The organism is Streptomyces sp. NPDC045778 (assembly GCF_056431945.1).
In genome coordinates, this window is record NZ_JBWKJZ010000031.1 from 25,228 (window position 1) to 45,241 (window position 20,014).

20 protein-coding genes are annotated in these 20,014 nt (G+C 71.4%); 9 read left to right on the forward strand and 11 right to left on the reverse strand.

What is annotated here, in order from left to right; translation table 11 throughout:
* Positions 1-120: 120 nt before the first annotated feature.
* Positions 121-600 carry an ATP-binding protein gene (locus tag AC07GB_RS31055; RefSeq protein WP_478851242.1) on the reverse strand — a complete coding sequence of 160 codons (480 nt, stop codon included), beginning with the start codon at positions 598-600 and terminating at the stop codon, positions 121-123.
* Positions 601-846: 246 nt separating this feature from the next.
* On the opposite strand from AC07GB_RS31055, the gene AC07GB_RS31060 reads away from it, so the two are divergent.
* The 4 genes from AC07GB_RS31060 (at position 847) to AC07GB_RS31075 (ending at position 2,359) form a co-directional block, all read left to right on the forward strand.
* Positions 847-1,641, forward strand: coding sequence for a helix-turn-helix domain-containing protein (locus AC07GB_RS31060; protein WP_478851243.1), 795 nt, complete (start codon positions 847-849; stop codon positions 1,639-1,641).
* A gap of 16 nt (positions 1,642-1,657) precedes the next feature.
* Complete coding sequence (locus tag AC07GB_RS31065) at positions 1,658-1,861, forward strand: DUF397 domain-containing protein (protein WP_478851245.1); 204 nt, start codon at positions 1,658-1,660, stop codon at positions 1,859-1,861.
* A gap of 41 nt (positions 1,862-1,902) precedes the next feature.
* Positions 1,903-2,049 (forward strand): hypothetical protein, encoded by a 147-nt coding sequence (locus tag AC07GB_RS31070; protein ID WP_478851247.1) that lies wholly within the window; start codon positions 1,903-1,905, stop codon positions 2,047-2,049.
* 100 nt (positions 2,050-2,149) lie between these two features.
* Positions 2,150-2,359 carry a DUF397 domain-containing protein gene (locus AC07GB_RS31075; protein WP_478851249.1) on the forward strand — a complete coding sequence of 70 codons (210 nt, stop codon included), beginning with the start codon at positions 2,150-2,152 and terminating at the stop codon, positions 2,357-2,359.
* 32 nt (positions 2,360-2,391) lie between these two features.
* On the opposite strand, the gene AC07GB_RS31080 is transcribed toward AC07GB_RS31075, so the two are convergent.
* The 7 genes from AC07GB_RS31080 to AC07GB_RS31110 form a co-directional block, all read right to left on the reverse strand.
* Positions 2,392-2,961 (reverse strand): hypothetical protein, encoded by a 570-nt coding sequence (locus tag AC07GB_RS31080; protein ID WP_478851250.1) that lies wholly within the window; start codon positions 2,959-2,961, stop codon positions 2,392-2,394.
* A 410-nt stretch (positions 2,962-3,371) separates the two neighbouring features.
* Entirely contained in the window at positions 3,372-3,920 is a 549-nt protein-coding gene (locus AC07GB_RS31085; RefSeq protein ID WP_478851252.1) for a hypothetical protein, read from the reverse strand.
* A gap of 13 nt (positions 3,921-3,933) precedes the next feature.
* Entirely contained in the window at positions 3,934-5,859 is a 1,926-nt protein-coding gene (locus AC07GB_RS31090) for a polymorphic toxin-type HINT domain-containing protein (RefSeq protein WP_478851254.1), read from the reverse strand.
* A 386-nt stretch (positions 5,860-6,245) separates the two neighbouring features.
* Entirely contained in the window at positions 6,246-7,463 is a 1,218-nt protein-coding gene (locus AC07GB_RS31095) for a hypothetical protein (RefSeq protein ID WP_478851256.1), read from the reverse strand.
* Positions 7,464-7,675: 212 nt separating this feature from the next.
* On the reverse strand, positions 7,676-8,611 hold the full coding sequence (locus AC07GB_RS31100) for an N-acetylneuraminate synthase family protein (RefSeq protein WP_478851258.1): 936 nt from the start codon (positions 8,609-8,611) through the stop codon (positions 7,676-7,678).
* 14 nt (positions 8,612-8,625) lie between these two features.
* Entirely contained in the window at positions 8,626-9,921 is a 1,296-nt protein-coding gene (locus tag AC07GB_RS31105) for a cytidylyltransferase domain-containing protein (RefSeq protein ID WP_478851260.1), read from the reverse strand.
* A 98-nt stretch (positions 9,922-10,019) separates the two neighbouring features.
* Positions 10,020-11,393 carry a DUF6716 putative glycosyltransferase gene (locus AC07GB_RS31110; protein ID WP_478851261.1) on the reverse strand — a complete coding sequence of 458 codons (1,374 nt, stop codon included), beginning with the start codon at positions 11,391-11,393 and terminating at the stop codon, positions 10,020-10,022.
* A 198-nt stretch (positions 11,394-11,591) separates the two neighbouring features.
* On the opposite strand from AC07GB_RS31110, the gene AC07GB_RS31115 reads away from it, so the two are divergent.
* Complete coding sequence (locus AC07GB_RS31115; protein WP_478851263.1) at positions 11,592-12,572, forward strand: glycosyltransferase family 2 protein; 981 nt, start codon at positions 11,592-11,594, stop codon at positions 12,570-12,572.
* A gap of 56 nt (positions 12,573-12,628) precedes the next feature.
* On the forward strand, positions 12,629-14,011 hold the full coding sequence (locus AC07GB_RS31120) for a polysialyltransferase family glycosyltransferase (protein ID WP_478851395.1): 1,383 nt from the start codon (positions 12,629-12,631) through the stop codon (positions 14,009-14,011).
* A 57-nt stretch (positions 14,012-14,068) separates the two neighbouring features.
* On the opposite strand, the gene AC07GB_RS31125 is transcribed toward AC07GB_RS31120, so the two are convergent.
* The gene (locus AC07GB_RS31125; RefSeq protein ID WP_478851265.1) at positions 14,069-14,731 is read right to left on the reverse strand and encodes a TetR/AcrR family transcriptional regulator C-terminal domain-containing protein; all 663 of its coding nucleotides are present in this window, start codon (positions 14,729-14,731) and stop codon (positions 14,069-14,071) included.
* Between the two features lie 38 nt (positions 14,732-14,769).
* On the opposite strand from AC07GB_RS31125, the gene AC07GB_RS31130 reads away from it, so the two are divergent.
* The 3 genes from AC07GB_RS31130 to AC07GB_RS31140 all read left to right on the forward strand — a co-directional run bounded on the left by AC07GB_RS31130 (position 14,770) and on the right by AC07GB_RS31140 (position 17,786).
* Positions 14,770-16,230, forward strand: a complete 1,461-nt coding sequence (locus AC07GB_RS31130; protein ID WP_478851267.1) for an FAD-dependent monooxygenase — start codon at positions 14,770-14,772, stop codon at positions 16,228-16,230.
* The gene (locus AC07GB_RS31135) at positions 16,227-16,724 is read left to right on the forward strand and encodes a MarR family transcriptional regulator (RefSeq protein WP_478851269.1); all 498 of its coding nucleotides are present in this window, start codon (positions 16,227-16,229) and stop codon (positions 16,722-16,724) included. Before AC07GB_RS31130 ends, AC07GB_RS31135 begins: the two co-directional genes overlap by 4 nt.
* A 105-nt stretch (positions 16,725-16,829) precedes the next feature.
* A complete protein-coding gene (locus AC07GB_RS31140; protein WP_478851271.1) occupies positions 16,830-17,786 on the forward strand; it encodes a L,D-transpeptidase family protein in 957 nt (318 codons plus the stop codon).
* A gap of 223 nt (positions 17,787-18,009) precedes the next feature.
* On the opposite strand, the gene AC07GB_RS31145 is transcribed toward AC07GB_RS31140, so the two are convergent.
* Together AC07GB_RS31145 and AC07GB_RS31150 are read right to left on the reverse strand one after the other, a co-directional pair.
* A complete protein-coding gene (locus AC07GB_RS31145; protein ID WP_478851273.1) occupies positions 18,010-19,272 on the reverse strand; it encodes a hypothetical protein in 1,263 nt (420 codons plus the stop codon).
* Positions 19,272-19,943, reverse strand: a complete 672-nt coding sequence (locus tag AC07GB_RS31150; protein WP_478851275.1) for an RNA polymerase sigma factor — start codon at positions 19,941-19,943, stop codon at positions 19,272-19,274. Before AC07GB_RS31150 ends, AC07GB_RS31145 begins: the two co-directional genes overlap by 1 nt.
* Positions 19,944-20,014: the final 71 nt, after the last annotated feature.

The window sequence follows — 20,014 nt, forward strand, 5'->3', positions numbered from 1 at the left end:
CTTGTCCTGTGCCGGGACAGGCCCGACTGTCGCCTTGGGGTGTGCGGAATAGATCATTCCGAGAGGACGGCGCAGCTCTGCCGGCGCCCGCCCGGGCACGGGTGTGCGCGTCCGCTGCCGTCACGCCACGACCTCCAGGGCCAGCCCCGGGGCCACCACCTCGAACCAGAGCAGCTTGCCGCCCCGGCCGAACAGGTCGTCACCGAGCGGGAAGCCACCCCACGCGTCGGCGCACAGCCGGACGAGATGCAGGCCACGGCCGTGGTCTGCGCCCGGCGGGGCGGGACGGAGGGGCGGGCGGTGCGCGGGGGTCGCGTCGAACGGGGGCGGGATGCGCGGGTCGGTGTCCCACACGCCCACCCGGATCCCATGGCGCGCTCCGTCAAGACCGCGTACGCGCAGGGCGGCGGGCCCGGACGTGTGCCGGTAGGCGTTGGTGACGAGCTCGGAGGTCAACAGCTCGGCGGCGTCGCTGAGTTCGACGGGTCCGTGCGCGGCGAGGGCTGCGCGGAGGGTCATGCGGGCGACGCGTGGGGCTCTGGGGTCGTGCGGGAGGTGGAGAACATATGACCAGGCCGGGGCGGGGGCTACGGTGGGCATGGGTGGCTCCTGGGACGGTGGGGGTTGGGCAACGGGGCGGTCGGGGCCAGCGACGGCATGCCGCGATTCGCTACGGTGCGTTGCGCTTCCAGCTTCTGGAACACGGCAGTTGAGGCCGAACACGACAGCCGTAGGCGTAGTTTGCGCAGCTCAACGCCGAGCCGCCGCTGCCGCAGCGTGGGTTGCTTGCCGGGCGGCATATCCGTCCCCCTCGGGTGCGCAGGGAAGGGCCCGTCACTCACACGAGTGACGATTGATCGCGCCGGACTGTCCACCAACCAGGCCGCGTCCCGACTCGGCGTCAACCAGTCACGCGTCAGCAACATCGAGGCAGGCCGCTACGCCGTCGGGCCTGACCGCGTACGCACCATCGCCCGCAACTACGCCTGCGCCGACGACAGCCTCATCGAAGGCCTGGTCGGCATGACGGGCGGCCGGACGCGCGGGCGGTGGGAGGAGTACCGCGGTCTGCTCCCCCACGGCCTGCTGGACCTGGCCGAAGTCGAACATCACGCCACCGCACTACGGGTGGCGCAAGCACTGCACATTCCCGGGCTGTTGCAGACCGCCCAGCATGCCCGCGCCCTCTTCGGCGACGCGGTCCCGCCCCTGCTCCCGCATGAGATCGAACACCGGCAGTCGTTCCGGATCAAACGGCAAGCCGTTCTGTACGGCGATGCGCCACTCCGCTACACGGCTGTCATCCACGAGGCAGCTCTGCGCATGCAGGTCGGCGGCCCCACTGTGGCTGCGGATCAGCTGGCCCACCTGGCCGAGATGAGCCAGCTCGACAACGTCACGGTGCTGGTGATTCCGTTCGGCCGAGGAGCCTTCCCCGGCTCAGGGCAAGGGCTCGACTACGCGAGTGGCCCCGTCGCGCAGCTCGACACCGTCCAGATCGATACCGAACATGGGAGTGAATTCATCGACGCCGCAGCCCAGTTGGAGCGGTACAGAACAGTCCTGGACCGCCTGGAAACGCTCGCGCTGTCCGCCGAAGAATCCAGCGCACTGATCCACCAAGCAGCAGCCCGAGCCTGAAGGAACCCGTTACCCCATGCTGACCTGGCAGAAGTCCTCCTACAGCTCAGAGGCATCGTCTTGCGTCTACGTGGCCGCAGGCCCCGACGGCACCGTCCTCCTCCGGGAAAGCGACGACCCACAAACGATCCTCACCACCCACCCCGCCCAACTCGGCACCCTCATAACCGCCCTCAAGACCGGCGCCGTACCCGCCCGAGGGCGCACTGCACAGCCGTAGCCCTCTCCCGGCAAACTTGCGGCCGCGTCGCCGCTGTCCGGGTGATCCCCTTCGGCGGCACCTCGTTCCCCACGGCGGGGCACGGTCTCGACTACGCGTACGGTCCGGTCCCGACCCTCGACACCGCGCAACTCGACACGGCCCACGGCAGTGAACTCATCGACGCACCCGGCCAGCTGGAGATGTAACGACTGGTCCTGGACCGCATGGAAAAGGTCACCCTCAAGCAGGATGCTTCCCGTGACGTCATCCACCGCCTGGCACGGAATACCTGAGGATCAGTACCCCATGGACGCACTCAACTGGCAGAAGTCCACCTACAGCGAGAACGCATCTTCCTGCGTCTACGTGGCCGCAGGCCCCGACGGCACCGTCCTCCTCCGGGAAAGCGACGACCCACAAACGATCCTCACCACCCACCCCGCCCAACTGGGCACCCTCATAACCGCCCTCAAGACCGGCGCCGTACCCACCCAAGGGCGCGCTTCCCAGCCGTAGCCCTACCCCGGCAGGTCTGCGGCCGCGTTGATTCAGTGCGCCGCCTTCGCCGCCTTCCCCAACTGGGCCTTGACCAGCGCGCGGTCAGGCTTCGTGACCTCCCAGGGCGCCTCCAGGTTGGTGGCGTTGAAGGTGACGACGGTCGAGCCGCTGCGCACCACGGTGAACATGGCGCCGGCGTCCTCTCCGTGTGCGCCGCCGTACAGCGCGTACGAGACAGACTCGTCACCGAGCCGTTCACCGGACCAGTTCCGCACCTCGTTGTACGAACCGTCGGCACTGGCGAAGCCGCCGCTGCACTCCGTCACCGCCGTGCGCAGTTTCGCGAGCACCTGCTTGGCGCCGGCCTCGTCGTGCGCAGCGAGGCCCACGACGAGTCGTGTGCCCTTCGGTTTGTCGTACGTGGTGCCCTTCTCCACGACGGAGGAGGGCAAGAACGCCTTCGGCCTGGGCTCGGACCCGTAGCCCGTCATGTCGTCCAGCGGCTTGCACCGCGCCGGGTCGGCGATGGAGTTCCCGCACTTGCCCCATGCGGCGGACAGCCCGTTGTCCATGGCCCGGATGCGGCGTCCGGCACCCACGTCCGAGTTGCTGAGCGCCATACCCTTCAAGGTCGCCAGCCGGCCTGCGCCCCGGCCCCTCGTGTCACCGCTCTTGCCGGCGCCCGACGTGTCTCGCGCTTTGGCGTCGTCGGCTCGTCCACCCTCGTCCCCGGAGCTCGAACCACAGGCAACTGCGCCGAGCAGGAGGGGCGCTGCGAGAGTTCCCAGAATCCACAAGCGTCGCCCCGAAGCAACTGACGCAGACACACTCGTCACTTAACCCATTCCCCACAAATATCATTTGGTTAATTTACCAGAATCAGGGTCAGCATCCACCCCTTGTCACTGCCCATAAGAATGCACCTCCAAGCGAGACCTTTGATGGCGCAGAATCAGGCCGCACCCTCACGGGGCATTTGTCAGGCGGCTGGGATTGTAGACGGCCGAAGCGTCAGAGTGGGGTTCTTCAACTACGGCCGGTCGAATGTCTCGACCTTGGTTCGGTATTTCAGCTCACCATGGAGATCCATGAAGATCTCCACAATGAAGTCCGGAAGAGCACTCGCAGACGGACTTCCATCAGCCCCGCGACTGCCAGGCTCCACTTGCCAATCCACCAGGTGGACGACCACAGCATACCTACCGTTGTCGAGTGGAATCTCCACCTTCTCCGCACCGGCGTAACTTCCGACGGCTTCGAGCCCGCCGACTTCCAATACTCCATCTGAGACCAAAAGATAGGGCTCGGAGGAGACGAGGAGATGAGACCGCTCTCGTTCGCTCAGATTTCCTGGAGCTTCCACGCCACGCATGGCAACCTGGAATGCCCCATTGCCTCCGATGTTGATCGGCACGAAGGCGCCGACTGAGATCTGGCGTTCCAGGGCAGAGTCTTCCGCTACCTCGTCCTCCCACTGATCCAGCTCGCTGACGTGGTCGAAGGCGCTCGCACGCCAGATACCGAACAGGCCGGCACTGGTCGCCACAGCGTGAGAGATGTCCAAATCACGCAATTGCATGGCTCTGCCCCACCTAACAAGTTCTGACTGTGATCGAGATGCTACACACCAAGTTGCCTGGTTGCAGCCCTTGCTTCTTCAGTTGTCCTGATATTTGAGAGCCGAGACTTCGATTCACCGAACTATCGAGTGGCCACATGTTACTGACATCGTCAAGCCCGCCGAGCTGTAGGTCGACCTTGTGGTCGATGTCGGTTCCGGGAACTGTCTGATTCCCAGCTCGACGCCATACATCAGCAGCGCTTCCCGAACGCTGAACCTTCGTCACAATGAGCTGAGGAGCAGCATTCAGAGCGGCGATTTTTTCATCAGCCGCTGCAATCTGATCCGGCGACCAGTCGGGCTTGTAAGTCAGTTCGAGTTTCGCCCCGTTACAATTGTGCGCCAGGACCGGCGCAGCCCCCGCCAGCACATAGTACGTATGCAGATCCGCAACCGTAAGGTTGTGCACCGTCGCCGACTGGGTCCAGCGGGCGACCGCCGTGATCTGTACGTGCGTTCCCGCGCTCGTGCGGAGCCACTGGCCCGGGTGGAGGTCCGTCGCGTCGATCCACTCGCGGAGTTCGGGGACCCAGAAGGGGTGGCCGTCCGTGGCGGTGACGGAGGCGGTCCTGGGGCCCTTCTTGCCGTCCGTGTCGATCGTGATCTTGACCAGGCGCTTGGCGCCCTTGCCCTTGATCTCGGCGGTGACCGTCTCGACCTTCGTCTTGCCGGTCTTCGGGTCGGTGGCCAGGACCTTGTCACCTACGTCGACGTCTCTGATGGCCTTGGTACTGCCGTCCGCCATCAGGACCTTGGTCGTGGGTGTGAAACTGTTGGAGGTCGGGCAGCTCGACTTGGCCGCCGCGTCCTCCAGTTTGTCGGCCCGTTTGTCCAGGGCGCGCCACTTGCCCACGCTGTCCTTGAGCTGGCTGAGCAGGCCCCAGATGCGTTTGCCGAGGGCGACCCCCTTGCGCCAGTTCAAGATGTACTTCTTGGCCAACTGGCCGACCTTGGCGCCGATCGCGCTCGTGACGACGTTGAGGATCGTCGCCCCGCAGGAGCCGAGGCTCCCCGTGCTGAAGCAGTCGAGCGCGTCCGTGATGCCCAGCTCGTCCTGGACGATCTTGCCGAGTTCCTTGGCGGCCAGGACGGCGCGGCTCTGCTGGATGTCGGCCTGGCTGCGGGCGACGATGGCCTTCCGCTGCGCCGGGGTCTTGTGGAGGTTGTAGTACCGGACGTAGGTGTTGGTGGGCTTGACCTCCCAGCCGCCGTTGTCCTTCAGCCGGCACGCGATGCCTATGTACATGCAGTCGTCGGGCTTCTCGCCGGTCGGGTCCGACAGCGTCACCGGGCTGTTGTTGGCGTACGCGTAGCCGTTGATCTGCTGGGGATCGGTGAAGTCGATCAGCGGGTCGGCCGAGACGAAGCGGCCGTTCTCCGGCTCGTACTCCCGCGCGCCGATGTGCGTCAGGCCCGTCGTCGCGTCGACCGGCTTGCCCAGGAACCCCTTGTCGTCCACCCACGGCTCGACCGTGCCGGTGTCCCGGGAATTGCCGAACGGATCCATGCGGCGCCGCGTGACCTCGCCCGACTTCGCGTCGACGGCCGCCAGTGAGGTCCCGTGGTGGTCGCCCGCCAGGAACCGCACGCCCTTCGGCGTGCGCATCGCCACTGTCCGCCCGCCGAAGCTGTAGTAGCGGGTCGCCTGGACCTCGCGCGTGGCGGTGTTCAGGCTCAGCTCCATGCCCGGCAGGTACAGCGTCTGCTCACCGGGTTCCTTGCGCAGCAGGCGGTTGCCACCGGCGTCGTACGAGAAGGTCGTGGCCTCCGTGTCCGGCTTCGCCGACTTGGTCAGCTTGCCTTCGGTGTTCCAGGTCTGTGACTGACCGTGCCCGTGCGCGGCGAGTCCCAGCCAACCGCGTCTCGCCCTGTAGGGGCCGTGGGGGAGGCGGTCCACACCGTGGATTTGCTGTTGAACTTGCCGTGGATTTCCATGCGCAAGCGCCGAGGAGGTCCGCTCGCGTGTCAAGGGAAGGGGCGAATCCCGGCCACCCGGGTGCGGAGGGGGTGCGTCCGTATCACCCAGCGCAGCCGGAAGTTTTTGCCGGGCGTTCCAGGACCCGCGCCCGCCCCGCCGCCGTCCGGTTTGGGACACAACGGTTGTGTAGGGACAAACGCAGTGACCGGACGGGGGCGGGGTCGGGCGTGGCCGCGGTTCGCGTCTGGGGACGGAGGCGCGGTTGCGGGTCCATGGTGCGCCGAGGTGTTCAACGGGCTGTCAACAGGCGTTGAACAGGGGGCCGGCTCCGCCCCGGCGGGAGTCCCGGCGGGAGTCCGGGCGGGTCAGGCCGGGGCCGGGGTCTGGCGGGTGGGCTGGGCGGGCACGCCGGGGGTCGGATGGGGGACGGAGGCCAGGCGGTGGACGTCGCGGGCCGTGTCGGTGACGTCGGAGAGGAAGCCCTCGGCCCGGGGGGACGCCTTGTCCGTGAGCCAGGCGGGGTCGATGTCCATGACCGCGACCTTGACCTGCGTACCGGCGAGGGCGAGGGGCAGGGTGTGGACGACCGTGGAGGGGAAGCTGAGGATCGTGCGGCCGATGGGGCCCCGGCGGGCGATCAGTTCCAGGGGGAGGTCGGGGCGGATCACCTGGAGGCCCGTCTCCACGGCCAGGCGGTGGAGCTTCTCGGCGCTCTCGCGGCGGTGCGCGAAGTAGCGGGCCGCCCCGTGGGTGCGGGCGAGCGCGCCCACCGCGTCGAGGTAGCGGTCGAGGTCGACCACGCCGGTCTCCACCAGGGACGTGCCGACCAGGTCCGCGCCCTTGGTGATGCGCGGCGGGCCGAAGCGGGCCCGCGTCCACGCGAAGGCGTTCACGGTGACGTGGACCCCTTCGGGCGCCGCGGCGATGGGCATGGAGGAGAAGACCTCCACCCGGCGGCCGCCCTCGGGGTCCGGCGTCAGGCGGCGCCGGGCCGATGAGGAGACGGGCAGGAAGACCATGTCCCTGGGGCCCGGCCGGCCGCCCCTGCGGTGCCAGCGCACCAGGCGCTCGCCGTTCGCCAGCTGGGAGATGAACTCCATGGTGGCCGTGCCGTCGTCCACCACGACGAGGTCCTGGGCCCGGGTGATGGTGAGCAGGAGCTGTACGTAGCGCGAGAAGGGGTCGCCGATCACTATCCGGGCGGCCCTGCGCAGCGGCCCCGCGAGGCCGCCGATCGTGTGGAACGGCGCGGTCGTGCCGCCGCGCGCCTCCTCCCAGCGCACCGTGTGCCCCTCCGCGCGCGCCAGCTCGGCCATGCGGCGCAGCTGGCCCCGGGTCATGGGGTCGGTGGGGGCGAGGACCACCAGGGTCAGGTCCCCCGGCGCGGGCCCTGTGCCGGGCTCCGTGCCGGGCGCGGTGCCGGGCGCGGTGCCGGGCTCCGTGCCGGGCGCGGTGCCGGGCGCGGTGGGCGGTGTGGACAGGTGCGCCCACTCCAGCACGTTGAGCAGCTGCACCGGCGACTCCACGAACGCCAGCGTGCCGTGCGGTGCCCTCGCGGCGCGCCGTGCGCTCCGTGCTGACATGGGTCGGTCCTCCCGTGCGGGGTGGGGCGGGTCGGTCCGGACCCGGTCCTCCCCTGGGGGAGGGCCGGTGGGGGGTGGCTTGCGCACCACCCCGGTGCTGCGCAGGCCACCCGGGAGCGCGTGGCGCGGGAGCGGCACCTGCGCGCTCCCGGGGGCGCCGGGGGCCGACGGGCGGAGCTGCGCCCGCCCGTCGGCGTACGGCGGCCGGGTGCTCAGACCGCGACGGGCTCGCGGTCCGCGGCCTCGGCGACGACGCCCGCCACGCGGCGGAGCTTCTTCATCGGGCCCAGCTCGGACTCGTAGACCTTCTTGACGCCGTCACCGAGGGAGGCCTCGATGGTGCGGATGTCGCGGACGAGGCGCGTGAGGCCCTGCGGCTCCACGGACGCGGCCTGGTCGGAGCCCCACATCGCGCGGTCCAGGGTGATGTGGCGCTCGACGAAGGTGGCGCCGAGGGCGACGGCGGCGAGCGTCGTCTGGAGGCCCGTCTCGTGGCCGGAGTAGCCGATCGGGACGTTCGGGTACTCGGCCTGGAGGGTGTTGATGACGCGCAGGTTCAGCTCCTCGGCCTTCGCCGGGTACGTCGACGTGGCGTGGCAGAGGAGGATGTTGTCCGAGCCCAGGACCTCCACGGCGTGGCGGATCTGGCGAGGGGTGGACATGCCCGTCGAGAGGATGATCGTGCGGCCCGTGGCGCGCAGGGCGCGCAGCAGCTCGTCGTCCGTCAGGGACGCGGAGGCGACCTTGTGCGCGGGCACGTCGAACTTCTCCAGGAAGGCGACGGCCTCGGTGTCCCACGGGGAAGCGAACCAGTCGATGCCGCGCTTGGCGCAGTGCTCGGTGATGGCCCGGTACTCGGACTCGCCGAACTCCACGCGGTGGCGGTAGTCGATGTACGTCATCCGGCCCCAGGGCGTGTCGCGCTCGATGTCCCACTGGTCGCGCGGGGTGCAGATCTCGGGCGTGCGCTTCTGGAACTTCACCGCGTCGCAGCCCGCGTCGGCGGCCACGTCGATGAGCGCGAGGGCGTTCTCCAGGTCGCCGTTGTGGTTGATGCCGATCTCACCGGTGATGTACACGGGCTGACCGGGGCCCGCGGTCTTCGAACCGAGGGTGCGCAGGCGGTTGGCGGAGGCCGTAGTGCTCATGGCAGGAACTTTCCTTAACTGTTGAGGGAGGGGCCGAGGATCCAGGCGGCGATCTCTCGGATCGCGCCGTCACCGCCGGGGACGGAGGTGACCGCGCGTGCGGCGCCGCGTACGACGTCGTGGGCGCTCGCGACCGCCACGGGCCAGCCGACGAGGCCGAAGCACGGGAGGTCATTGACGTCGTTACCGACGTAGAGCACGCGCTCGGGAGCGATGCCCTGCTCCTCGCACCACTGCTTCAGTGCGAGGTCTTTGCGGTCGATGCCGTGCAGCACGGGGATCTGGAGCTTTCGTGCGCGCGCGGCGACGACCGGGTTCTGTTCCGTGGACAGGATCAGCATCTTCAGGCCCGACCTGCGCAGGGCCGCGATGCCGAGGCCGTCACCGCGGTGCACGGTGACGAACTCCCGTCCGTCGGAGTCGATCAGCACCCGGTCGTCCGTCTGGGTGCCGTCGAAGTCGAGTACGACCGCGTCGATGTCGTCGCGGGTCGGAAGGGCCGCCTCGTCGCCGGAGCGCACCGCGTCGAAGAGCGGGGCGAGGGCGCGGGCGCGGGCCAGGTCGTGCGGGTCGTCGATCTCCAGGACGCGCGCGGGGTCGGTGCGCACGAGTTCGGTGTGGCCGAAGAAGCGGTGCTTGTGCTGCCGGAAGCCGGCCGCGTCCATGCCGTAGGCGGCGCCGGTCTCCAGGAGGTCCTGGGGGCGGTCCTGGCGGCGGGGGCGGAAGGACTTGTCGTGGTTGACGCCGTAGCCGCCGGAGGTGACGGTGTCGGTGACGACCTTGGTCGAGCCGCCCTCCTCGGCGGTGCGCTCGCTCTCGATGGCGGGCGGTTCGTCGCCCGCGTCGCGCCAGACGAAGCCGTGGAAGGGCGCCACGGTGTGGGCCGTGTCCGCGCCGCCCGCGACGATCGCCTCGACGATGCCGTCGACGTCCTCGCGGGTGATGAAGGGGCTGGTGCACTGCACCAGGAGGACCACGTCCACCGGCGCGCCGTGCAGCGCCTCGTGCGCGTCCATGGCGTGCAGGACGGCCGCCTCGCTGGTCGCGGTGTCGCCCGCGATGGCGGCGGGGCGCAGGACCACCTCGGCGCCCGCGGCGCGCGCGGTCTCGGCGATCACCGTGTCGTCGGTGGACACGACGACGTGGGTGACCAGGCGGGACGCGGTGCACGCGCGGACCGCGCGGGCCACCAGCGGGACCCCGCCGACCGGTGCGAGGTTTTTCGCCGGCACCCCCTTGGAGCCGCCCCGCGCGGGGATGACGGCGAGGACGCGGCGTACCGCTGCGCCCTGCGGGTGGGCCTTGGACATGGAGGCTCCTTCAGTGGTGCCAGGTGCTTCAGGGGTGCCTGGTGGGGGGTACTGGCCTTGCTGCGGGATCACGGCCCCGCCGTCCCGGTGCGGCCCGCTCACAGCTCGCCCATCCGCCGGATCACCGGTGCGACGCGCTGCACTCCGTGCCGGTAGGCGCCGCGCGCCGCGCTGCGGACGGCCTGCCGGACGGGGCCCGGCTCACGCTCGGCGGTGGGGGCGCCGGGCAGCGGCGCGCCGTCCGGGCCGAGGTGGTGGCGGGCGAGGATGCCGGGCAGATAGCCGGGGGCCGTGACCTGGTCGTAGTACGGCTTCAGCGGCGGCAGGCCGCCCTCGGCCGCGCGGCCGGCCAGCTCGGCGACCCGCTCGCGGGCCTCGTCGAAGGCCGTCTCGTACGTGCCGTCGGCGGCGACGCCCTGGCGCGCGACCCAGGCCGGGTCGGGCTCCGGGGTGTGGCCGGTGTCGAGCTGGTCCCAGGAGGCGAGGCAGCCCGAGCCGATGAAGTGGTGGTTGCCGTGCGCCTCGCGGATGCCGAAGTCGGTGAGGACGGCCGTGGGGATGCGCCGGTGCAGGGCTTCGAGCGCGGCCGTGGAGCTGACCGTGACGAGCAGGTCGGCGCGGTCGAGCACCTCGCCCATGTGCCCGTAGACGAGGCGGAAGTTGGGCGGCGCGTCGAGGCCCTTGACGAGCTTCTGGTACGGGAGTTCCTCGATGTGCGTGGTGTGCTCGCCGGGCTTGCTGCGCAGCTTGAGCAGGACTTCGCGCTCGGGGTGGAGGCGTGCGTGCCGGACGAGCCGCTCCAGCAGGTACGCGCGCTCGGCCCGCTTCTCCGGTACGGAGGGCTGGGCGGCGAAGACGACCGTGTAGGGGTCGCGGGGCGCGTAGGGCGCGCCGCCGAGGAAGGGGAGGGCGGCCTCGGTGACGCTGCTCGCGTCGGCGCCCACGCCTTCGTACACCGCGCGGAAACGCTCGGCGTCCTGGCGGGAGTTGGCGAGGACGACGTCCGCGCCGTGGCGCAGGAGCAGGCCGTCGGCGAGCTTCTCGTAGACGACGCCGACGTAGCCGGTGACGACGACGGGCCGCCGCCGGACGTCCGCCCAGTCGTGGGCGAGGCCGTGCAGGACGGCCTGGACGCCGCCGCCGACGAGGGCGAGCACGAGGACGTCGTACTCGGCGGCCCGGCCGCGCATGGCGCTCAGGAACTCGATCGCGGTGACCTCGCGCAGGCTGTCCGCCCGGACGCCGACCTCTTCGAGCTGGCGGGGTGTCGGGGTGGCCCGGCCGCGCAGCAGGTATCCGTCGAGGTGCAGGTCCCGGGGTGCGTCGCGAAGTGCGTCGCGGGGTGCGTCCTGGGGGGCGGCCTGGGCTCCGGTGGCTCCGACGAGGCGCCGCGCGGTGAGCGCGCCCCACTTCCACCGGGTGTCGGAGTCCGCGAGCACGGCGACCCGCGTCGTCTTGTTGCTTACTGGCACAGCGAAGACGCTAGGAAGGCATTTCGATTCGCGGCCCAACTCAGGTGCAACAAACGGTTAACAGCGTGCCGACGAATGGCGAAGCGGCATGGCAAAGGTGTGACGGGAGGCCCGGTTAACCATTCCGCCACGCTTCGTTCACCTGACATCCCACCACGGGTCAAGACGAATGCCGGGCCGACACCTAACGTCTCGCACGTGGTTAAGCTCTCCGTCATCGTGCCGTTCTACAACGTGCAGCAATACGCGCCCGACACCTTGAAGTCTTTGCGTGCGAACGCGCGTGACGACTTCGAATTCATTCTCGTCGACGACTGCTCGGCGGACGAGACGCCGGACATCCTGGAGCGGGCCGCGCGCGAGCTGCCCGGTGCCGTGCACCTCAGACACGAGCAGAACGGGGGCCTGGCCACCGCCCGCAACACGGGTCTGGACGCGGCGCGCGGCGAATACCTCACGTTCCTCGACGGCGACGACTGGCTCGCGCCCGGGTACTTCGGTCAACTCGTGTCCGCCATCGAGGAGTTGGGCTGCGACTTCCTGCGCACCGACCATGTGCAGTGCACGGCGCGCGCCCGCAGCGTGCACCGCGTCCCGCACGGCAGGCGCGGCGTGGTGATGAGCCCGCGCGACGTGATACTGCCCGCGGACCGCTCCACGTCCGTGGACTACGCGTTCGCCTGGGCGGGCATCTACCACCGCCGCCTGCTCGACCGTGGCCTGCTGCATTTCACCCACGGCCTGCGCACGGCCGAGGACCGCCCGTGGATCTGGCGGCTGCACCGCGAGGCGGAAACGTTCGCCGCGGTCGGCCTCTTGGGAGTCTTTTACCGGCGCGGTGTCTCGTCGTCGCTCACGCAGATCGGCGATGTGCGCCAGCTCGATTTCATCAAGGCCTTCGACCAGGTGGTGAAGGAGACGGCGGAGGACCGGGACGCGGACAAACTGCTCCCGAAGGCCGTCCGTACATATTGCGCGATCATCTCCCATCACTTGGGATCAATCGAAAGGTTCGAGCCGGCGGTGGCGCGAAAGTTGAAGACGCTGAGCGCGGCCGCGCTCAAGCGGATGCCGCAGGGCGTCCTCGACGAGGCGCTCGACTCCATGGACCTCCAGCGGGCCACCCGGCTGCGGCGCCTGCGCCGCCGCCCGGTCGGCGCCGGGGAGGTGGCCGCGTGAGCGCCGCCGGACTGCCGGGCGCCGGGGCCGGGTTGCGCGATCCGCACACCGCCGCCCTGGTCGCCGCGACCCCCGACCACCGCAGGGGCACCACGCAGATCTTCCTGGCGTCCACGCTGTACGGCATCGCCACGCTGGCCGCTGCCCTGGACGCCGACCGCTTCGGCCCGGCCGACCGGCGCGTCCTGCTGATCGCCAACAACGCGGCGACGCCCGAGACCACGCCGTCCGTCGCCGCGATGCCCGGCTTCGAGAAGCTGCGGACCCGGTTCGACGACGTGGTGTCCTGGAACGAGACCATCTCCCCGTTCCACCCGGGCGGCTGGTCGCCGCGCGGCGACGACCTGCCGCTGTGGGAGCGGTACGTGCGCCTCGCCTGGGGCCTCGGCGACGACCGCGTCGAGCTGGCCGTCGAGTCGATCCAGGTCAACCCGGCCCTCGCGGTCACGCGCATCTTCGAGGGCGCGCCCGTCGACGTGTACGCCGACGGCCTGATGAGCTACGGCCCGACCCGCAGCAAGCTCGACCCGCTGGTCGGCACCCGGGTGCGCCGCCTGCTCCACCTCGACCTGGTGCCGGGCCTGAAGCCCCTGCTGCTCACGGAGTTCGGCGTGGAGCAGGAGGTCGTACCGACCGAGACCTTCGTGAAGGTCCTCGCCGAACTCGCCGACGACGAGAGCCAGGCCGGCCTCGTCGACGCGCTCCCCCGGATCAGCGAGCCGGCGCTGCTCCTCGGCCAGTACCTGTCCGCGCTCGGCATCCTCACGGCCGAGGAAGAGGAGGAGCTGCACGCCGCGATGCTGCGCGGCGCCGCCGGACTCGGCCACACCCGCGTGGTGTTCAAGCCGCACCCGACGGCCCCCGCGCGCTGGTCGCGGCAGCTGGAGAAGGAGGCCGAGCGGCTCGGCGTCGAGCTGACGGTCCTGGACACGCCGGTGCTCGCCGAGGTCCTCTACCAGCGGATGCGCCCCGCGCTCGTCGTCGGCTGCTTCTCCACCGCGCTGCTCACCGCGTCCGCCTTCTACGACCTGCCGGTGGCCCGCGTCGGCACGGAGCTGCTCCTGGAGCGCCTGAAGCCGTACGAGAACAGCAACCGCGTCCCGGTCACCCTCGTCGACGCCCTGCTGCCGGACCTGGCCGACCGGGACGCCGTCGCCCGCCAGGACGCGCGGCCCGACCCGCGCGCCCTGACCGGCCTGGTGCGCGCCGTGGGCTTCGCCATGCAGCCCAAGATCTACCCGAGCCTGCGCCCGGCCACCGAGGCGTATCTGGCGGCGCACCTGGACGACCGGACCTGGCGGTACTTCAAGAAGCGCCGCCTGACGGCACTCGCGCTGCCCGGCGGGATCCCGGTGCAGCTGGCGTTCATCCCGCGCAACGCCGCCGTACGGAAGGTCGCGCGACGGGCACGGTCCCTGAAGCGGGCCGCCCTGGGCTGAGCCCGGGGCTGGTCCCGGGTGAGCCCCGGCCGAATATGCGGGGCCCCCGGGGGCTGACTAGGTAGGTCGCCCGCTCGGCCGCAGGGTCGCCCCGATGCCTGCCACCACCGCGGCCAGGCCCGTCTCGAAGCCGGTCTCGTAGTCGCGGAACATCTCCTCGCCCGCCGCCACGGCCAGAGGGTGGTCCTTCAGGCGCTCGGCCCGGGCGGTCAGGTCGTAGCCGGTCGTGCCCGCAGCCGGGTCCGGGGCCGATGCCTGCTCCTCGATGACGTAGCCGATCGTGTAGCTGTACACGGTCAGCCAGGCGCGGGCCGCCGTGCCCGGGGTGAAGCCCGCGCGGATCAGGCGGTGCAGCTGGGCCTCCAGCGGGGCCGCGTGCGAGATGTCCGTGAAGTGCGTGCCGCTGTAGACCTTCGCCCCGTCGCGGTAGCGCAGGAGGTGACGGCGCAGGGCGCGCATGGCTCCGGTGAGGGCGGCGTCCCAGTCCTCCCCGTCCGGGTCCTGGCCGCCCGCCAGGTCGGCCGTCATGCGGCGCAGCATCTCCGTCGCCATCTCGTCGAGCAGCGCCTGCTTGTCCTTGAAGTGCCAGTACAGGGCGGGGGCCTTGACGTCGAGACGCTGGGCGATCGCGCGCAGGGTCAGGCCGTCGAGGCCGGTCTCGTTCAGCAGGTCCAGGGCGACGCGCGCCACGCGGGCGCGGTCCAGTCGTGTCGTAGCCACCTTGACAATTTAACAGCGTTAAGCGCATGCTCCGGCGCATGGCACTTAACAACGTTAAGGAAACCGGTGTCCTCATCGTGGGCGCGGGCCCCACCGGCCTCGCCCTGGCCGTGGACCTCGCCCGGCGCGGCGTGCCCGCGCTCGTCGCCGAGCGCGCCCCGCGCCTGTTCCCCGGCTCGCGCGGCAAGGGGATCCAGCCGCGCACCCTGGAGGTCCTCGACGACCTCGGCGTCATCGGAGCGGTCCTGGCGGCGGGCGGCCCGGCCCCGGTGGGCATGGTGTGGGCCGACGGCGTACGCCGGGGCGAGCACCGCATGTTCGACGAGCCGCGGGCCACGGAGGACGCGCCCTACGCCGGGCCCTGGCTGCTGCCGCAGTGGCGCACGCAGGAGATCCTGTACGCGCGCCTGACGGAACTCGGCGGCGCGGTGGCCTTCGGTACGGAGGTGACCGGCGTCGAACAGGACGCGGCCGGGGTCACCGCGCGCCTCGCGGACGGCTCCGCGGTCCGGGCCGCCTACGCCGTCGCCGCCGACGGCGGCCGCTCCGCGCTGCGCCGCGCGCTGGGCATCGGCATGACGGGCGAGACCGTCGACCCCAAGCCGATCCTCGTGGCCGACATACGCGTCCGCGAGGCCGCGCTCGACCGCGACAACTGGCACATCTTCCGGCCGTCCGCCGGGGCGGGCTTCACCGCGCTCTGCCCGCTACCGGGCACGCCCGACTTCCAGCTCACCGCGCAGTTCGCGGACGACGGCGCGCCCGACACCTCGCCCGACGCCGTCCGCGAGGCCGTGGCCGCGCGCACCCATCTGGCGGCCGACGACGTCACCGAGGTGCGCTGGGCCTCCGAATTCCGCCCGCGCGCCGCGCTCGCGGACCGCTTCCGGGCGGGGCGGGTGTTCCTCGCGGGCGACGCGGCCCACGTGCACTCGCCCGCGGGCGGCCAGGGTCTCAACACGAGCGTGCAGGACGCGTACAACCTGGGCTGGAAGCTCGGCCTCGTCCTGCGGCACGGGGCGCCCGACGCGCTGCTCGACACGTACGAGGAGGAACGTCTCCCCAACGCCGCGCGGATGCTGGACCTGTCCACCCGCATCCACCGCGGCCAGGCCCGCAGGGGCGCGGCCACCCGCCAGCTCGGCCTGGGGTACCAGGACTCGCCCCTGTCCCTGGACACCCGGACCCCGGACCCGGACCCGGAGGACGGCGTGCGCGCGGGCGACCGCGCCCCGGACGGCCGCCTCGGCACCGGACGCGTCTTCGACGCCTTCAGGGGGCCGCACTTCACCCTCCTGACCGTGGGGCCGGCGGCCGAACTCCCGCCCCTGGATCCCGAGTTGGTGCACACGCACCGAACAGCGACCCTCGCCGGATACGGCGAAGGGCTGTTCCTCATCCGTCCTGACGGTTACGTCGGCTGGGCGGGCCGGAGCGGAGAAGATCTCCAGAAGTATTTGACCTCAACCAAGCTTGAGGTCCTAGGTTCATGGTCATGACGAACGACACGAACGCCACGAAGCCCGCTTTCACCCCGTCCCACAGCGACGCCGAGCTGGTCAACCAGCCCGTCGGTTACTGGAGCAACGCGGCCGGGCAGGCCGTCGTGCACCACATCCGCACGATGCTCGCCGAGGAGGGCCTCACCCAGCCGCAGTGGTGGGTCCTCAACCAGGTCCCGGCCGACGGCCCCCGCGAGCGCTCGGCCGTCGTCGAAGTCCTGCGCGGCTACCTGGAGTTCGGCGAGGGCGGCATCGAGCACAACATCGACGCCCTGCTCCGCCGGGAGCTGCTCACCGAGGAGTCCGAGGGCGGGGTGCGGAAGCTCGCCCGCACGAAGGCCGGTCACGACCTTCAGCAGCGGGTCGCCGCGCGGCAGAAGCAGACCCGGGAAGAGATCCACGAGGGCATCGACGACGCCGAGTACGTACGGGCCCTGAAGGTCTTGCAGCGGATGATCCACAACGTCAACGGCACGGCCTGGCACCACTGAGCCCTCCAACAGGCCCTCTCCAAGGCGTGGTTCACAATCCTTCGCGGGTGGGAAACACTGCGGAGGGTTGGCCATCGCAGTGACACGAAGTGACGTGGGGGATCCATGGGCAGGGTCGCGAAAGCCAGGGTCCGTGCGACGGCGGGGGCCGTCGTCGCGCTGACCCTGGCCTGCGGGTGCACGGCGCAGGCCGTGGGCACGGCGGGGAAGGGCAGGGAGGACGGGAAGCACGGCGCCGAGGCGGGCCCGCCGAGGCGCGCCGCCCCAACAGCCCCCGAGCCGACCCCCACCCGCTCCCCCACGCCGAAGATCAAGTCACCTGTCTCGCGTGCGGAGTTGCCGGCGTCCCAGCTGCCGAAGCCGACGCCACCGCCACCGCCGTCGTCGTCCGCCCCGCCCCGGCCGACGGCGACACCGCCGCCCCCGCCAGGCCCGGTGATCATGGACCAGGGCAAGCGGGGCGAGCGGGTGCGCGAACTCCAGGCGCGGCTGCGGCGGCTCAGCTGGTTCCACCAGTACCCGACCGGTCTGTACGGGCCGGCGACCGCGGCCGCGGTCAAGGGCTTCCAGGCCAAGCGGGGCCTCGCCCCGACCGGCGCCACGGACACCCGCACCTGGGCGCGGCTGCTGAGCATGACGGACGAGCCGACGCGGTACGAGCTGTATCCGGACGGCGGCATGCCGCCCGCGAAGCCCGACCGGCGCTGTCTGACCGGGCGCGTGCTGTGCATCAGCAAGGAGAGCCGCACGCTGACGTGGATGGTCGACGGCAAGGTCATGTCGACGATGGACGTCCGCTTCGGCTCGGAGTACACACCGACGCGTGAGGGCGCCTTCGAGGTCTTCTGGAAGTCCCGCCACCACGTCTCGACGCTGTACGACACGCCGATGCCGTACGCCATGTTCTTCAGCGGCGGCCAGGCCGTGCACTACTCGTCCGACTTCGCGGCGCGCGGGTACGGCGGGGCGTCGCACGGGTGCGTGAACGTCCGGGACAAGGGGCGGATCGCCGACCTCTTCAAGAAGGTCAGGAACGGGGACCGGGTGGTCATCTACCGGTGAGCCGGTGTGCCGGTGAGCCGGTGTTTCGCTGAGGTGAGTGAGGGCGCGGGCGGAATCGGGGGAACGAATTCCGCCCGCGCCAATGGCACGGAGCCGTAGGTACGGGGGGAACCCCGGCTCGTGCTCGGGCCGATGACCAGTCGGCTCACTCTCTACTGCGCCGCGGGGCCGGAAAGTGTCACAGGGGGGTGGTGCGGCTTGCGTCACACCCTGGCGGGGGGCGTCAGAAGACCGGGGCCGCCGTGTACGAGGGCACGGGGCGCGGGTGGTGCGGCAGCGTGATGGGCGGGACGTGGCTGCCGCCCCCGGGGCGGCCTCCGTGGTGGTGGCCGCCGCCGGGCTGGTGGCCGCCGCCGTGGTCGTCGTCCTCGTCGTCGCCCTTGCCGCCGCCGGTCCCGCCGCCGTTGCCGTTCCCGCTGCCGTTGCCGTTCCCGTTGCCGGGCTTGGCGTCGTCCTGGTCCTTGCCCTTGCCGTTCAGCACGCGCTCGCAGAAGGCGCGTACGCGCTCGGAGCCGCGCGCGGCCTCCTCCAGGCGTCGGCGCTTGTCGTCGGCGAGCGCGCCGCTGCGGTAGTCGTGGCAGGCGGAGACCACGTGCTTGTACCACTTGCGGCTGTTCCGCTTGCCGTCGTCGCCCGGGTCGGTATCGTCCGTGCCGGGCGAGCCCGTGGCTCCCCGGTCGCGGCCGGCGTCCGGGGCATCGGAGCGCTCGGGGCCCTCCGGCGTCGCGGAGGCGTCCGGCTCGGTGGACTCCTCGTCGTCGAGGGGGGTGCCCTTCGCGTCCGGCACCTCGTCGGGCTTGGCGGGTGCGTCGGTGGACGGGCTGCGCAGCGGCCGGTCGGGCGTCTCCACCGGGGAGGCGCTGGTGGCGGGCTCCCGGTCGGCCCGGTGGAACGGCGAGGGGATCACGCCGGTCCCCGCCGCGACCGCGACACCGCCGGCCATGCAGGCCGCGAGCGCCGCCGCGACCCCGAGCCGCAGGGGCCGCCCCCAGCGCACCGGCCGGGGAGCGGGGGCGGAGCCGCCGATCCGCACGGGTTCGCCGGCGGGGTCGGGGGTGCCGCCGACGACACCGGACAGGCTGCCCGGGGCCGGGCCGGAAGCACCATCGGCCGCGTCGGTGACGACCGGCCCGGCAGGCGCGGCGGCACCGGCTCCCTCGGGGGCCCCAGCGTCCCCAGCAACCCCGGCCGCACCCGCGGCCCCTGTGGTCTCCGTGGTCTCCGTGGTCTCCGTGGTCCCCGTGGTCTCCGAGGCGAACGTCCGCCCCTCGCGCGCCGCCCGGAACGCGGCCAACGCGCCGCACTCCCCCGGAAGCTCCCCGTCCGCGCCGGTCTTCGCGGGTTTGCCCGCGGACAGCGCGGCGAGGGTGTTCGCGAGCCGCTCGGCCCGTTCGCGGTCGTGATCGCCGATGCCGTCGAGCCGCTCGCCGCGCAGCAAACGCTCCGCCGCGACACGGTCCAGCCACTTGTCCTGCTCGTCGGCCATCACATGTCCTTCTGCGTCCGCGTACGCGAATGCGTCACACAGGGGGACGGGGGCACCGCGCGTCCGTGCGGGTCCGGCTGCGGGGGTACGGCGCCGAGTCCGCGCGTGCGCGCGGCGTCGTCGGCACCCATCAGTTCGGCGAGCCGCTTGAGCCCGCGGTGGGCGGCGGTACGCACCGCTCCGGGGCGTTTGCCGAGCGTCTCGGCCGCGCTCTTCGCGTCCAGGCCGACGACGACCCGGAGCACCACGGCCTCGGCCTGGTCCTGCGGGAGCTGGGCTATGAGCGCGAGCGCCGCGTCGGTGCCGAGCGACTCCATGGCCTCGCCCGCGGTGTCCGCGTCGGCGGGCTTGCCGGTCAGCTCGGTCTCATCGCCGCCGATCGCGGGGCGGCGGCCGCGCATGCGGATGTGGTCGAGGGCGCGGTTGCGGGCGATGCGCGCCGCCCAGCCGCGGAAGCGGTCCGCGTCGCCGCTGAACCGGTCGAGGTCGCGGGCGATCTGCAACCACGCCTCGGACGCCACGTCCTCGGCGTCGAGATCACCGACGAGCGTCCGTACGTAGCCGAGCAGCCGCGGGTGCACGGCGCGGTACACAGTCCGGAACGCGGTCTCGTCCCCGGCCTGCGCCGCGAGCACGGCGGCGGTCAGCTCGGCGTCGTCCTCCCCCTGCACTGCCGGCCCCTCTGCGCCTGGCCAGGCGCGGCTCTCACGGGTCTCATGGCGCGCCGTCCGCCGCTCGCGGT